Consider the following 15,110-nt stretch of genomic DNA (forward strand, 5'->3'; position numbering starts at 1 on the left):
TAAAAACACGACATAAATGAAAGGGAATAATAATGACTAACACATTCAAACGCCTCACACTGCTAAGTGCAATTTTGCTATCAACTCAAGCGTTAGCGTGGAATAACGAATTAACATTACAAGAAACCAAACAACTTACGTTAGATAGCCAATCACTTTCAACATTAACTGTTGAAGCGGGCTCTGGCTTTTTGAACATAGTGGGCAGTAATACAAATTCTGTAACAGTAAAGGCTGAAATATACCAAGATCAACCACATAACAATTATTGCTTATCACTAAAACAACGTGCTAAAAGTGCCGAACTAATAGCTAATAGCTGTAATAACCATGATGAAGACTCTACACGCATTGACCTTACTGTGTCTATTCCTGCCAAATTTAAGTTAAACATTAACGATGGCTCTGGTTCACTGTCAATTGACAATGCAGGGGCAACAACTATTCATGACGGCTCAGGTAAAATTATCATTAACAATATTACTGGTTCTCTTAATATTGATGATGGTTCTGGCTCAATTAATGCTCGCGACATTGAGGGGAAAGTAGTGATCAACGACGGCTCTGGCAGCATTAAACTTGCCAACAGTCTAAGTGATGTAAAAATTCACGATGGATCAGGGACTATTAATGTTCAAAATACATCGGGGGGAGTTACAGTCAACGATGGTTCTGGTGGTATTTATATCGATACAGCTCAAAGCTTTACTTTACTCACTGATGGCTCAGGAAGTGTAAAAATAGAAAATGTAGAGAACGTTAAACAATAGTCCCACACATCTCCAATGACTTAAGGGCGTTTGTTATTTTATTTTTGTCGCTTTAATAGCATTTTTTCAAGCCCTTAGGTATCCTTCAAGTAATTATCAAGGAACTGCTATTATAAAAAGGATAGCGCACTATGAAAAAGTCTTTAACCGTATTACTTGGCGGCCTTATTTTATCTGGCTGTACAAGCCTCACGCCTGAGCAAAAAGCTACGATTGATAATCTTACACCATGTGAAAAAATCAACGGTTTACTAGCTGCCTACGACACTCGTTTTGAAAAACTAAAAGGCACTCGCGTAACAACCAAATACGCCGAAACTTGGACTGCAAAATATGATCTTGTTGGTGATAAATGTCAAATTAGTGCCTTGGATACTGATACTGTGACATACCAGTGTCAAGAGAATTACCAAGAGCAAACTCAGGCGGTAGCCATGCACCAAAAAGCAGTTGAGTTCACTCGAGCTTGCTTAGTCCAAAATAACTGGCATCAAGAGCAAAAAGAGTCGGCTGAATCATTGCGCACTACCTTTGTACTTGACGAGTCTACACCGGTTATTTCAATTCATACAGGTAAGACAATGTCTCGTTCAAAACCATGGTCGACTTCCTTAGAAATCGGTAAACCCATTGCCTCTAAATAACTCAATATTTAGCCTTAAGCCAATAAATCTGATTTTAGAGCTATAAGATTATGAAGCCATCTAAAAGTAACAGTGCAATAGCATATAAAACAGACTGTATTGGGCAGTGCCACCGTTTGAAAGGCTATTGCACTGGATGTGGCCGTACCAGCGAAGAAATTTTCGATTGGATTATATTATCTGAAGCTGAAAAGCAGGCAATACTTCATACTCCTAGGCATGACTCAAACATACAAGCAGATAAATAATTTAAAGACTGGGCACAATTTATTTGCGCCCAGCTCTTAGTGATTTTAGGCTTTATCTAATGCTTGGCTTACATCGGCAATAATATCGTCGATGCTCTCGATACCAACAGAAAGACGAATCAAATCACGGCTTACACCTGCTTTTTCAAGCTCTTGATCATTTAATTGACGGTGCGTTGTTGATGCAGGGTGACACGCTAGCGATTTAGCATCACCTATATTAACTAAGCGCAGCACCATATTAAGTGCATCAATAAAACGAGTTCCCGCCTCTAAACCACCAGCAATGCCAAAGCTTAAAATACCTGATGCTTTGCCACCTGTTATTTTTTTGCTCATAGCATTATAAGGGCTAGATTCAAGCCCTGCATAATTAACCCAAAGCACCTTAGGGTGATTTACAAGATACTCAGCAAGCTGTTGCGCGTTTTCACAATGGCGCTCCATACGTAGGCCTAGTGTTTCAAGCCCAATCATAATATCCGCAGCATTCTTAGGAGCAAGGGCAGCCCCTGTATTTCTCAGCGGCACAACGCGACAACGACCGATAAATGCCGCTTCTGCAAACGCCTCTGTATAAACCACGTTATGGTATGACGGATCAGGTTCATTCATCATTGCAAACCGAGTTGCATTAGCTTTCCAATCGAATTTGCCTGAATCGACTATCATCCCGCCAATTGCAGTACCATGACCATTAATGTATTTAGTTAATGAATGCACTACGATATCTGCCCCCAACTCAAAAGGTCGGCACAAATAAGGCGTTGCTACCGTGTTATCTACAATCAGCGGGACACCTTTACTGTGAGCAATTTTCGCTATCCGTTCAATATCAACAATGTTCCCAGCAGGGTTACCGATTGACTCACAAAATACTGCGCGGGTATTTTCATCAATGGCCTGTTCAAATGCCGCGAAGTCATCAGCTTTAATCATGCGTGCTTCAATGCCTTGGCGCGGCAAACTATGGGCAAATAAGTTGTAGGTTCCGCCATATACCTGACTGGTACTAACGATATTAGTACCTACTTCGCATAAACATTGAATCGCATAAGTGATCGCTGCCATACCAGATGACACAGCTAACGCACCAATTCCACCTTCCATTGCAGCAATACGTTGCTCAAGAACCGCGTTAGTCGGGTTCATGATACGGGTATAAATGTTACCCGGTACTTTTAAATCAAATAAATCAGCACCGTGCTGTGTATTATCAAACGTATACGATGAGGTATTATAAATCGGCACCGCTGCTGATTTAGTGGTAGGCTCTGATTCATACCCGTGGTGTAATGCTAAGGATTCAAGTTTCATAATTTATCCCTTCAATTAATTTGCTACTAAACTAGCATTTATTGGCTACAAAGTGCACTTGAAATATATTAAAGGATGTTGAAATAATTAGATTTAAGTTAACGTCAGCGAAGAGCGATATACAGATGCTCGATCAACCCTATTTTTGGACAATTTTGGGTTATGTACATTCTAAATTAACATTTAACAGATTGTTTTAGATATTAGAAAGCTTTTAACCGACAGACCAAACTCTGTCATACACAACATATAACTTTGGGATAGCAGCTTGTTGCGTTATTCTTATCCCAACCTTTATCGACTCTCGAATCACATGCATAATGACGAATTAAACATACATCTTGCAGATACGATTTCTGCTCTTAACTCACCAAACTTTACACCCAAACTCATGCATGTGATCAGCGTATTATTGAATTTTGATTGTTCTGTGATCTTAGGTTATCGAGAAGGTAAACGCCCTATCTATCTGTATGATTCAATTGAAAATAAACGCGATCTTCTGTTCCAACGTTATCTTACCACATCTTTCCAAAGTGACCCGTTTTATCAAAAGCTTAACGCTAACAAAGAACAAGGTATCTTTACGCTTAAAGATATTGTGGACAAAGACGTCGCACGTAACGACCTCGATTACCAAGCCTACTGTGAGCACTTCTACCATCAAACCGGCTGGAAAGATGAACTCAGCATGCTGATTGAAATCGAACCGACGCGTTGGGTTATACTGTACTTCGGTTTTATGGAAAACGACAAACGCTTCACCAAGCCTCAATTAGCTAAGCTAAAATCTTACTTCACCATTATCCAGTCTTTGTGCCAGCAGCATTGGAAACAGACAGAGTTTACACTCGCCGAGGCAGTTTTCAGCCCTGCAGCCTATTCGGGGCAACTACGTGCAGCGATTGAATCTGCACTGGCGTCCTTTGGGCAATCAGTCCTTACCAAGCGAGAGCAAGAAATAGCAGCACTGATCGCGCAAGGTAATGACAGCAAAGAGATTTCAAAGCAGTTAGGTGTTGCCGAAGGCACAATAAAGAACCACCGTAAGCGTATCTATGCACAGTTGAATGTTGCGTCGCTAAGTGAATTATTTCAGTTATTTCTCAATCATTTGATCACTCAATCAAGATAACAAAATGTCCCTTTAGGGATATACCTCGATCCCATCTGGTCTTTTAATCTGAGTATAACCAAACCAGATAAAGAGAAGATGATGACACTAATTAAAGATTTACAAGCTCGCGGCTTGATTGCCCAAGCTAGCGATTTAGATCAAGTTCAACAACTGCTATCTGAGCCACAAACCTTGTACTGTGGTTTTGATCCAACTGCAGGTAGTTTGCACATTGGCCACCTAGTACCCTTGATTATGCTCAAGCGTTTTCAAGATGCAGGACACCGAGCTATCGCTCTGATTGGTGGTGCTACGGGTATGATTGGCGATCCGAGTTTTAAAGCGACAGAGCGAAGCTTAAACTCAGAAGAAACCGTAACGGGTTGGATACAAGAGCTATCGAACCAGATCCAACAACTGATGAATAAGCAAGTCAGTAATCCAATGGTCATGGTCAACAATGCAGATTGGGTTAAGCAAATTAACGTAATCGATTTCTTCCGTGACGTAGGTAAACACTTCTCTGTAAACACCATGATTAGTCGCGAATCGGTAAAGCAACGCTTACAACGCCCAGATCAAGGTATCTCATTTACCGAATTCAGTTATACACTGCTGCAATCTTACGACTTCGCCGAGCTAAACCGTCAGTACGGCTGTCGTCTGCAAATCGGTGGCAATGACCAATGGGGTAACATTGTTAGTGGGATTGACCTTACTCGTCGTCAAAATGATGAGCAAGTATTTGGTTTAACCTTACCGTTGATCACCAAATCCGATGGTACTAAGTTTGGCAAAACTGAAGGTGCTGCTGTGTGGCTGGATCCAAGTAAAACTTCACCCTACACCTTCTACCAATTCTGGTTATCGGTGGAAGATACAGATGTTTACGACTTCCTACGTTACTACACCTTCTTGAGCTGCGATGAAATCGCAGCGATTGAAACTCAAGACAAAGATAGTAAAGGCAAACCGCAAGCACAGCGTATTTTAGCGGAGCAAATGACACGCTTTGTCCACGGTGAAGAAGGTTTAGCAAGCGCAGAGCGAATCACTCAAGCGTTATTTAGCAACAACGTGCAGCAATTGAGCTTGAGCGAGCTGAAACAGTTGGAACTCGATGGCTTACCCAGCATGCAAAGTGCTGAGCAAGACTTAGTAGAGCTTCTGGTTGAATCAGGCTTAGCCAAATCAAAGCGCATTGCCCGAGAGCTAATTGACAGCCAAGCCATCAGAGTGAACGGCGAGAAAGTTGATGTAGAAAATTCTAGCTTGAACTTCCCGCTGTTCGACCGGTACTGGTTGCTTCAACGCGGTAAAAAGAATTTCTACTTGGTGAAACGTATAGTGGGTTAATTCATACCTTATCTAGGGTCAACCCCTACCTCAAGGCATGATTTGCTATTAATCATTGCTAGGACATCAAAATGTGACGCCGATAACTTAGCGGTATTGACAAGTCCTAGCTTGAATCACTTCACGGCAATAAAAAGTGGTGTTTGATTTCAACAAGCACCAGTATTACTTCATTTTGGAAAAAAGTAATAACTGATATTGACTTTTATAACAAGGCTAACACCGAATGGGATACCTCTGGATGTCTGCTTATGACTTTTTTGTGAAGTTCAGCTGTGAGCGATAACCGGTCATTTAAGACACATCGAGTAGGTAGCGCCTCAGCCCAACAAGCGATTATGCAACACAAACAGCGTATCGCATAACTACTAAAATGTTAACGAGATTGGAGTATTACGTGAATCTTACATCATGGAAGTCACTATTGGGTGGGGTATTTATAGCTCCATTAATAACAATCCCAATTACGTTTATATGCTCCGTTATATATATACCATTTTCTCAAGGGTCTTCTTTTGATTTTGAAGGGGTTTTACTTCTTGCTATTTTCGGAATGGTAATCTTTTCATACCCTGCGACATTAATTTTAGGCTTAAGTATTTATTTTTGCTCTAAGAATAAATTAATTGGATCGAGCCCTTGGATATATATAACTCCAGCTTTTATACTCACAGCAGCAATAGCCGATATTGAACTTTTAGATAAAAAAGGTCATTTAGGATTAACATATTTAAGCTCTGCAATTGGCTGTTCATGGTTATTTTGGTTTATTTCAATTCATTGGCCAAATCGTGTTAATCAGAAAATTAAATCGGGTGAAGATCACTAAAAACGCTTCGCTCACAAGTATAGCCAAGCATTTTAACCATTTATTTTAGTGTTGCCATGTCCGCTCATGGTACTTTACGACGTTCGCTGAGAGCGATAAGAAAACGGTCAATAAACACGTTTTTGGACAATTGTGAGTTACACCCCACAGAGCATTCTGATTCTTTGGATTAGTTCTATTTTTGGTGACTATTCAACTAGACAACACATACTTGGCCAAATTCGTTATTGCTGCTACACGTTTTGCCTTATAGTATAGTGCATGTAAGTGTTATCTTATGTACATACATTGCTACTTTAAGGGATAAGGAAATTGTTTGATAGAGATGAAATTTTAGAGCTAGGTAAGCCTTATACTTTTGATGTTTCAGTTCGAGATGAAAATAAACTTTTTGCGGGGAAATTAACTCTATCTCCTAGTAAATGCATATTGAGGGTTATGGGTGAAAGACGACCATCGCTCGATTTTAGTCAGTCTGAAAAGATTGAGTGTAGTTCTTTCCACATGAGCTTTCTTTTGTATGACCTTACTATCCATTATCATAGTAGCCAGTGTTTGCGAGCTGCTATTGATGACGATGTAGGTTTTTTCGAATATGAATTTGAGGTTGGATATGTTGTCTGTGCCGAAGGACACTTGCATTCATTTGATAGAATCATATCGCTAAGTATTGATTCTTGCATGACGAAAAAATGGGTAGGGTATACTAACCTCCAACAAGAGTTAGTAGAGAAATTTCATACTCGTACCTTAAACACTGTGGGTATTGATACCGTGGAGTTTTCTCAGGATCTTGATGACTACGGTCAGTTACTCTTATTTTATAATTTCGAAGCTCACAGCGATGTCCATGCGTTCACTTCAGGTATGAAGTTCCCACCCGTGCTGAATATTAATCTCAAGTCCCCTATTAGTATTGATGACTCATATTGTGAGTATCAGAAATTATATGACTTGATGACACTGCTCATTGGTTCTGATTTTAATGTTAACTCTATAAAACTAGTAGAAAATAGGGAAACTCGGTCTTCTAAGGTTAGTTTGTATTTCCCTACCACTAATCGAACATATGAGAAGGATTATCCAGTATTCCCTTTAAGTCGCAATTTGAGGTTCCATGACTTACCTATACCCGAGTTTCCTCTATGTTCATTTGAGAGGTACTATCTTTTACCAGAAGATGAGCGAATCACATTTACTAGGTATTTGAGATATCGAAGAATGAAATCAGATGAAGAGAGGTTTCTTGGTTACTTTAGACTTCTTGAAAGTTTAACTTATAAGTCAAAGTCTTATGTAGATCAGGATGCCTTAGATGTTCTCCTAAATGATTCTGAATCATATATAATTAAAAAACTCAAAGGAAATGGTAAGGATATTAAAAAGCTCATAGCTCGCATTGGTAAATTGAATCAATCTAAGTACAACACGTCCAAATGTCTGATTGATTTCTACGCAACTTTACCTTCAGTTCTCAAGGAAGCGATTGATTTTAATAATCAAGGGATTGAAAAAATATGTCGGTTAAGGAATGACATTACCCATGCAAATCCTTATTCAGTAGATGAAAATACGCTTAATAGTTATATTTCATTCATTAACATGCTTCTGTACGTCGCACTTCTTGAGAAAATTGGAATTAAGCCAGAATTAAGTTCTATGGTAGTAAACCGTTTAGATGGGTTTCATCATATCCAGAATCACAGTTTCTAGATACCAAACTCAAGCTTATCAATAATGGGCTTGAGTGTTTTTATATTGTAGTCCTTGCTGTAACGGCCAAAGGTCATAGTTTTGCCCAAGTCCCCTAAGATGTTAGCATTAGAAAATGTTTTTAAATATCATCATGCCTGTTTAGTGAAGCGTAAATCACCTAAATTGTAATGGGGCATAAACGAGTTAGTAGCACTATTCGCTTAATAACACTTTGCAGTCAATCGATAATGCAAAACACCAAGATTAACTGAAGCTGCTTTTTTGTTGGGTTTCGCTACACTCAACCCAACCTGCGTAAGAACCAAAAAAGGCGCTTCCTGTTAAGGTAAGCGCCCTCTGACTATTTTAGCTTTTACTTATTTTACGATTTTCATTTCGTCTAACAAGTTTTGTGCGTTATCTACTTTATCCATCACCCATAGCATATAGCGAGAATCAACGTGGATTGAACGGTTAAGTGCAGGGTTGTAATCCCAATCACCAATGATACTTTCGTATACACCGTCAAACAGTAAACCTACCAGCTCCGCTTTGCCATTAAGCGTTGGTGAACCTGAGTTACCACCGGTAGTATCAACATTTGATAAAAAGTTAACCGGCACTGTGTTCATGCCGCCGGTGTAGTCACCATATAATTTAGCTTTGATCTGCTTTTGCAGATTTTCAGGGGCATTAAACGGCTCAACATTGGTGTTTTTAGCAAGTAAACCTTCAAGTGAGGTAAACGGTGTTGCTACTAAACCATCCTGCGGAGAATAGCCACCCACCGTCCCGTAAGTTACACGGAGTGTGCTGTTTGCATCTGCGTACACAGGTTTGTTTTGTGCTTTATTATAAGCAATAATGGCAGCCATCAGTTGCGGGCGCGCAGCTTGTAGTTTACCAGCGAGTGCTTTGTCTTTATCTTCTTGTGCTTTCATAACAGCAAAAATGGCATCAGCATATTGAATAAACGGATCATTACTTGTCTTAATTTGCGAAAATGATTGCTGAGCCAATTTTAAACGTGTGTCTTCATTATTAAGTGATGATTTAGCATACATCTTATCTAGTAATGCACTGTGCTTTGCTTTATCAAAACCATTTTGTAAGTTAAATGCTTTATCAACCTGGGCGAAGCGTTCTTGTTTTGGTAGTGCGGCATAAAGCTCTAAAAAGTGCAGTAAGATTGCTTTATCAACATTTTCGTCAAAGCGGCGCGTCATACGTTTTAAGCCTGCTTCAAGTCTTGGCATATCACGCTCTTGAAAACCAGACTCACGCTCACTATTTGGTTTTTGCTTTTCATACGCTAAACGGTATAAACGACGAGCCGTACTGATCATTTGTGAGCGATGTACATAGCCTAACATGCGATCGCGTTCGTTATGCTCTTGTGACTGCTCAACTAATGATGAAAGTTCAGCTAATACGCTGCCGTATTGCTTCTTCAGTTTACGATCGTTATTGATCCAGTTTGTTAAGTCTTGTTCAAACTGTTTTTTACGCTCATACATAGTGCCTTTATTAAAACTTTCGATCATTGAGCCGTAGTTTTTAATGTAATTGTTATACCCTGCAATAGTGCTTTCATAAGCAATGCGGGCTTTACTGCCATCTTCAGAGTTTTCTTCGATTAACGATACATATTTACTATTGTGAGTACGCGCTTTTGGGTAACTAGTATTAAATACGTAATCAACCTCTGCGGCAATGCGATAACGGTTTGTACGTCCTGGGTAACCCGTAACCATAACAAAGTCGCCTTCTTGAACACCTTTAGCACTCACACTCAAATAAGAGTCTGGTACGTAAGGTACGTTATCTTCGCTGTACTCAGCCGGTTTACCATCTTTACCAACATAGGCACGGTAAAAGGCAAAATCACCCGTGTGGCGTGGCCACATCCAGTTATCTATATCACCACCGTATTTACCTACGCCCATCGCTGGTGTATAGGCTAAACGAACATCTTTAATTTCGAGCGATTTTATTAAGTAAAACTCCAAACCACCATGAAATGAATACACATTACAACGGTAGTTATCATCCGCTTCACACTCTGCTACAAGTTGTTTTTCATTTTTTTCAAGAGCGTCGTAACGTGCTTTTGCACTGAGCTTTTCAGTGCCTTTAATCACTTTGTCAGTCACGTTTGTTACGGTTTCTGTTACATAAACACGAGAGCCAGGGGCTGCAGGTAAATCGTCTGATGCTTTTTTAGCTAAAAAGCCATTTTCTAGTATATTATTCTCTGGTGTTGAGTTGTATTGAATCGAACCATACGCACAGTGGTGATTAGTTACCACTAGCCCTTTTGGTGATACAAACGATGCTGTACAGCCACCAAGGCTGATAACAGCGTTCATTGGGAACTCCGTTAACTTAGAGATTGATTTTGCATCTATCTCTAGGCCTTTTGCTTTAAGTATAGATTCAAGCTCTGGTAGTTGATGTGGCTGCCACATACCCTCATCAGCAAATGAAGTACCTGTAAATGCCAAAGCACACAGTGCAATAAGAGGTTTTAAACGCATGAAATTTCATCCTTTTTGTTATTTATAAATTAGGTTACGCGTGAATAGTTAGGAGGGTCAATATTTCTGCGACCAAAGGCGGTGTTATAATGTAACAAAATGTATAAACACTTTGCACATGCTGAACTTTTAACTTAACAGCAAATGCTGCAATCAAATTGTCATCATTAATAGCTAAAATTTTAATAATTATTAAGAAAAAAGCAGCCAACGATGCCTACTATTTTTGTGATCAACCTTGAACGTTCACCTGAGCGATTAGCAAACAGCCAGCGACAATTAGCCGCACATGGGCTAAGTTTTGAGTGTATAGATGCAATTGATGGGGCAACACTTACGCCAGCACAAAGAGAAATTAATTACAGTCCTAGCCTCAATAAGCAAAAATATCACTACCCGCTCAGTGCTGGACAAATCGGCTGTTATTTAAGTCATCGTAAAGCGTGGCAAACTATTGTTGATAGGCAGCTTGATTACGCTATTGTGCTTGAAGATGATTTTATCTTAAAAAATGATCTTACCCATACAATCAAAAATATTGAACAAGCACCAATAGGTTGGCAGATGATAAAATTATCTGCTTATCAAAACAGAAGCCGCTCTATTGCCTTCCAAGTTCCTTTACAGCATAAGCAACACTTAGTGATCCATAAAAAGTTGATGACAGGCTGTTGCGCTACTGCAATAAGTTTTGGCGGAGCCAAACAATTGCTAGCAGCGACTGAAAAATTTGGCCGCCCTGTTGATTGTGACTTACAACATATATGGGAAACTAAAGTAGCAGGCTATTCGTTAATGCCTTATCCGTTTGCTCAAAACTGTGAACAAGTTAGTGATATTAAAGCACGTAGTGCGGCCAGTGTTAAAAAATCATTTTTCGCACGCAAAAATCAACAATTAACCAGTGCTATAAACAATCACTTTGCTACGGCTGCATTTATTAAAAAGACGAAACGCACTTTTCACACCCCTAAAAGTAAAAAAGGAGCCGCAGCTCCTTTTTACTCATAACCTAGAGTCACTAAATAGTATTTATTTCTTAGCGAGTTTTGGGTGTTCAACACCCATCCATGCTTTAAATAATGCCATTTGCTGCTCATTGGCATTTTTAAGCGCCACTACCTTTTTAGCTTTATCAAAGTCTTCACTGAGCACTAATGTCGTACTTTGTAGTTCATCACGGCGAATGTAATCAATCGTTACTTTGTCACCGGCTTTGAATGTCTCTAACGATGCTTTTAAGTCTTTTCCAACATGCTTTTTATTGATAGCAACGATTTTATCATCGGTAGTTAAACCAGCCTGCCATGCTGCGCCACCACGACGAACATGAGTAAGGGTAATTAACTCACCGGTATTTTTAGCAAAGCTGTCAATACTGGCCACAGACTTTGCACCTTTAGGACGAGCAAGTTCTAACCCTACTTTTGCTAAAAGCGCATCAAAATCTATCGCTGCTGGGCTATCGACATTCGTAGCCCACCAATCACTATAGTCCCGCCCCGTTAAGTCTTTTAAAATAGTTTTAACATTCTCAGCAGTAAAACCATGTGGCATTTTGTGATCTTTATACAGCGCACGGTGAACATCGCGGTAACTTTGCTGACCGTTACTTTTATCGAGTAAGTCTATATCAAGCGCCATTGAAATTAACGCGCCTTCTAAATAAATATTAGTGCTGTAATTACGGGCATGATCGCCACCTTGATTAATCCACTTATCAAAGCTCGTTTCAGTGGCACTTTGTACTTCACGTCCAGGGGTTTGTAAATGACGGTTAACGGTTTTTGTTAAGGTTTTAAGAAACTCATCGGTAGTTGAAATACCCGCACGTACCATCAAATGATCTTCAAAATAGCTAGTAGAGCCTTCAGCAATCCAGAGTAATTTATCAAAGTTCATATTTGTGTAATCATAAGGTACAAGCCCTTCTGGGCGATAGGCTTTTACATTCCAGGTATGAATAAACTCATGAGCTGCTGTTGAAATAAATGCAAGGTAATCTTCGCGTGAGGCAAAACGATTACGCGGGCGTTGAATAATCGTCGAGTTTAAATGTTCAGTGGCTCCCCCTGCTCCAGATGTTGCATGCACCATAAATACATATCGCTCATACGGGTAATTATCCCAAATAACATTGCCTGTTGTTACCAGCTTTTTTAAGTCCTTAAGCATTAGATCAACATCGTAATTACCTTCGCCCCAAATGACTAACTCGTAATCTCGGCCATCAACCACAAATTTATGTAATTGGTTTATACCTGTTTCGATTGGCGAATCTACCAGTACATCGTAATCAGCCGCTTTAAAACTATGCTTTGATCCATTGTTTGCCATACCTGACACCGAGCGCCAATCTTTTGGAACATCAACCTTGACGGTAACTGGCTCTTGGCGAAATGATTCGCTGAACATAAAAAAGCCTGATGCATCAATAAACGCATGGCTATCATCAATATGACGAGCTCGTTTACCTAACTCATTGGCATAGATTTGGTAATCGATATTTACTTCGGTTGGTTCATTAAGGTGTACGCGCCATGTACTGGCGTTTACTTTTTCCCATTTAAGTGCTTTGCCATCATCATCTTTCGCTGAGAAATAGCGTACTCCATTAGCTAAATTTAAAATTTCATAACGACCTGTGCGCCATGCTGGTAACTTTACGTCTAAATGTGCTTGTGCCGTTTGCGGGAACTCCACACTGACATTACCTAAGTGGTGCGCCGGCTCAGTGATTGACAATGAATAATTAACATCGGCCATGGCCGAATGTGACAGCGCAGCGGCAATTGATAAAGCTAAAAACTTTTTCATAAAAACTCTTAATATTTATAATTTATTACCGAGGAGCCTAACAACGATAGAAAAAAATGTGAATTAAAAGCGACAAAATCCAGGTCTATTAAGGTCGATGAATAAAAATCAACATCAAATCCTAAGTTTTTGACTTGGTAACTACATTTGTGCCAATTTTGTTGTAAACTTAATGCTATAGACAATTTAATCAATGGCGGTAACCCTTAGTGTCAGAAAAGCTCGATGTTTTAAATAAAAAGCTAAAACAAGCCATTGATACACGTATGGTACTCGAAAATGCGCGTAAGTATCAGGTGGATACATTATCAAACCTAACAGCTAAACTTTCTCTGAGTTGTAAAGGGTTGGATATTGAACTTGATAACCGTTTAGCTAAGTTCAGAAGTGCACTTTCAAAAGGTGTCGACTTTGAAAATTTCGCTCCACTGATTGATGAAATTTTAGCTTTATTGAAAACCCAAGAAGCGCAACAAACAGCCAAGCAGCGAGAATTATATAATAGCGTATTAGATGCAGGTAAATTATTACAAAAAACCAAAGGTTTACCTGACGCGACCCGTAGAACTTTACGCCATCTTTTAGACCACGAGCTGAATAACGTACAAGCAACCAACGATTTCATCCCAATTTTGAATCAATTAGTGGCTATCTACCACCAAGCATTGAATGTAAAGCTCACGCTTTGCCAAGAAGAAGCGGGTACTAGCCAGCCAGGCTTAGCAAAAGAGTTACTCACGCTTGCAAATGATTTGGTGTTTGAAGATGAAGCCGCTGATCAAGTAAAAGCTATTAAAAATAGAATTTCTGAAACAGACACGGTTGATGACTTACTCAATGCAGCCATTGAGATTATTCGCATTATTGCGAGTAACATCTGTAAAGAGCGTCAATCAGCACAAAGTTTTTTAGTTTCATTAAATCAAACCCTTGAAGAATTACATCATTCAATTGTTGCAACGAGTAAGCACTCTGAGTCTATGGGGGCAGAATTTGATGCGCTTAATAAGCGCATTGAGAGCAAAATTAATAACCTGACAACTCAAACGCAAGATGCTACCTCTATTTCATCTTTAAAAGCCTTAGTCGATAATGAATTAAAATCACTCAGCAAAGATTTAATTGAAAAAGAGCGCCTTGAACAAGAAGACAGGCAAGCGCTGATAAAAAGCTTTAAAGATATTAACCAGCGCGTAGGTAACTTAGAAGGCAAATTATCTAAATATAAGAAGCGCTTACATGAACAACGCTTTAAAAGTTTGCTTGATGGCTTAACAAAGCTGCCTAATCGAGCCGCATTTGATGAACGATTTAACCATGAGTTTCATTTATTTGCAGTGCAAGAGTTTGATGTTACTTTGGTTGTTATCGATGTTGATCACTTTAAATCAATAAATGATCGATATGGCCATAGCGCTGGAGATAAAACACTGCAAGTGATTGCAAAAGCATTACAAATGTCGATTCGTAAATCAGATTTTATAGCGCGTTACGGTGGTGAAGAATTTGTATTACTTATGCCTGGAATGTCACTAGAGCATGCGAGCGCGCCGCTTGAAAAACTACGCAAAGCAGTAAAAGGCATTCCCTTTAAATTTAGAAGTAAAAATGTTGAAATAACAATTTCAATCGGTGCAACCCAGTTTAAAAAAGGCGACACCCCTTTAGAGGCTTTTGACCGTGCCGATGATGCACTCTATAAAGCAAAAAATACAGGTCGTGATAGGTTATGTATTAATAAATAACAACGACTAACCAAGCAGTTACAGCAAGGAATTTG

General features: G+C 39.4%; 12 protein-coding genes. 9 read left to right on the plus strand and 3 right to left on the minus strand.

Annotated features, from left to right (window positions below; translation table 11 throughout):
* The first annotated feature begins 32 nt into the window (after positions 1-32).
* The 3 genes from B5G52_RS04505 (at position 33) to B5G52_RS04515 (ending at position 1,662) form a co-directional block, all read left to right on the plus strand.
* The gene (locus B5G52_RS04505) at positions 33-770 is read left to right on the plus strand and encodes a hypothetical protein (protein WP_087531508.1); all 738 of its coding nucleotides are present in this window, start codon (positions 33-35) and stop codon (positions 768-770) included.
* Positions 771-901: 131 nt separating this feature from the next.
* Entirely contained in the window at positions 902-1,414 is a 513-nt protein-coding gene (locus B5G52_RS04510; protein ID WP_087531509.1) for a hypothetical protein, read from the plus strand.
* Positions 1,415-1,464: 50 nt separating this feature from the next.
* The gene (locus B5G52_RS04515) at positions 1,465-1,662 is read left to right on the plus strand and encodes a DUF1289 domain-containing protein (protein ID WP_087531510.1); all 198 of its coding nucleotides are present in this window, start codon (positions 1,465-1,467) and stop codon (positions 1,660-1,662) included.
* A 45-nt stretch (positions 1,663-1,707) separates the two neighbouring features.
* On the opposite strand, the gene B5G52_RS04520 is transcribed toward B5G52_RS04515, so the two are convergent.
* Positions 1,708-2,979 (minus strand): O-acetylhomoserine aminocarboxypropyltransferase/cysteine synthase family protein, encoded by a 1,272-nt coding sequence (locus B5G52_RS04520; protein ID WP_087531511.1) that lies wholly within the window; start codon positions 2,977-2,979, stop codon positions 1,708-1,710.
* Between the two features lie 313 nt (positions 2,980-3,292).
* Here B5G52_RS04520 and B5G52_RS04525 point away from each other — a divergent pair, with 313 nt between their 5' ends.
* From B5G52_RS04525 to B5G52_RS04540, 4 genes are all read left to right on the plus strand, one after another.
* Positions 3,293-4,114, plus strand: a complete 822-nt coding sequence (locus tag B5G52_RS04525) for a LuxR C-terminal-related transcriptional regulator (RefSeq protein ID WP_087531512.1) — start codon at positions 3,293-3,295, stop codon at positions 4,112-4,114.
* A 78-nt stretch (positions 4,115-4,192) separates the two neighbouring features.
* Complete coding sequence (gene tyrS, locus B5G52_RS04530; protein ID WP_087531513.1) at positions 4,193-5,452, plus strand: tyrosine--tRNA ligase; 1,260 nt, start codon at positions 4,193-4,195, stop codon at positions 5,450-5,452.
* A 397-nt stretch (positions 5,453-5,849) separates the two neighbouring features.
* A complete protein-coding gene (locus B5G52_RS21875) occupies positions 5,850-6,281 on the plus strand; it encodes a hypothetical protein (protein ID WP_140394300.1) in 432 nt (143 codons plus the stop codon).
* A gap of 312 nt (positions 6,282-6,593) precedes the next feature.
* Positions 6,594-7,994 (plus strand): HEPN domain-containing protein, encoded by a 1,401-nt coding sequence (locus tag B5G52_RS04540; RefSeq protein ID WP_087531515.1) that lies wholly within the window; start codon positions 6,594-6,596, stop codon positions 7,992-7,994.
* Positions 7,995-8,353: 359 nt separating this feature from the next.
* On the opposite strand, the gene B5G52_RS04545 is transcribed toward B5G52_RS04540, so the two are convergent.
* Positions 8,354-10,513, minus strand: coding sequence for a S46 family peptidase (locus B5G52_RS04545; protein ID WP_087531516.1), 2,160 nt, complete (start codon positions 10,511-10,513; stop codon positions 8,354-8,356).
* A gap of 213 nt (positions 10,514-10,726) precedes the next feature.
* On the opposite strand from B5G52_RS04545, the gene B5G52_RS04550 reads away from it, so the two are divergent.
* Positions 10,727-11,524, plus strand: coding sequence for a glycosyltransferase family 25 protein (locus tag B5G52_RS04550; protein WP_087531517.1), 798 nt, complete (start codon positions 10,727-10,729; stop codon positions 11,522-11,524).
* A gap of 21 nt (positions 11,525-11,545) precedes the next feature.
* Here B5G52_RS04550 and B5G52_RS04555 read toward each other — a convergent pair whose 3' ends face one another.
* Positions 11,546-13,330 (minus strand): M61 family metallopeptidase, encoded by a 1,785-nt coding sequence (locus tag B5G52_RS04555; RefSeq protein WP_087531518.1) that lies wholly within the window; start codon positions 13,328-13,330, stop codon positions 11,546-11,548.
* A gap of 209 nt (positions 13,331-13,539) precedes the next feature.
* Between B5G52_RS04555 and B5G52_RS04560 the strand changes: the two genes are divergently transcribed.
* Positions 13,540-15,075, plus strand: coding sequence for a GGDEF domain-containing protein (locus B5G52_RS04560; protein ID WP_087531519.1), 1,536 nt, complete (start codon positions 13,540-13,542; stop codon positions 15,073-15,075).
* Positions 15,076-15,110: the final 35 nt, after the last annotated feature.

It is taken from the genome of Pseudoalteromonas sp. A601 (genome assembly GCF_002165575.1).
GTDB lineage: Bacteria > Pseudomonadota > Gammaproteobacteria > Enterobacterales > Alteromonadaceae > Pseudoalteromonas.

What these genes read in the sequence shown, in the direction of transcription:
- B5G52_RS04505 (WP_087531508.1), top strand. Translation starts at nt 33, where the DNA reads ATGACTAACACATTCAAACGCCTCACACTGCTAAGTGCAATTTTGCTA.
- B5G52_RS04510 (WP_087531509.1), top strand. Translation starts at nt 902, where the DNA reads ATGAAAAAGTCTTTAACCGTATTACTTGGCGGCCTTATTTTATCTGGC.
- B5G52_RS04515 (WP_087531510.1), top strand. Translation starts at nt 1,465, where the DNA reads ATGAAGCCATCTAAAAGTAACAGTGCAATAGCATATAAAACAGACTGT.
- B5G52_RS04520 (WP_087531511.1), bottom strand. Translation starts at nt 2,979, where the DNA reads ATGAAACTTGAATCCTTAGCATTACACCACGGGTATGAATCAGAGCCT.
- B5G52_RS04525 (WP_087531512.1), top strand. Translation starts at nt 3,293, where the DNA reads ATGCATAATGACGAATTAAACATACATCTTGCAGATACGATTTCTGCT.
- tyrS (WP_087531513.1), top strand. Translation starts at nt 4,193, where the DNA reads ATGATGACACTAATTAAAGATTTACAAGCTCGCGGCTTGATTGCCCAA.
- B5G52_RS04545 (WP_087531516.1), bottom strand. Translation starts at nt 10,513, where the DNA reads ATGCGTTTAAAACCTCTTATTGCACTGTGTGCTTTGGCATTTACAGGT.
- B5G52_RS04550 (WP_087531517.1), top strand. Translation starts at nt 10,727, where the DNA reads ATGCCTACTATTTTTGTGATCAACCTTGAACGTTCACCTGAGCGATTA.
- B5G52_RS04555 (WP_087531518.1), bottom strand. Translation starts at nt 13,330, where the DNA reads ATGAAAAAGTTTTTAGCTTTATCAATTGCCGCTGCGCTGTCACATTCG.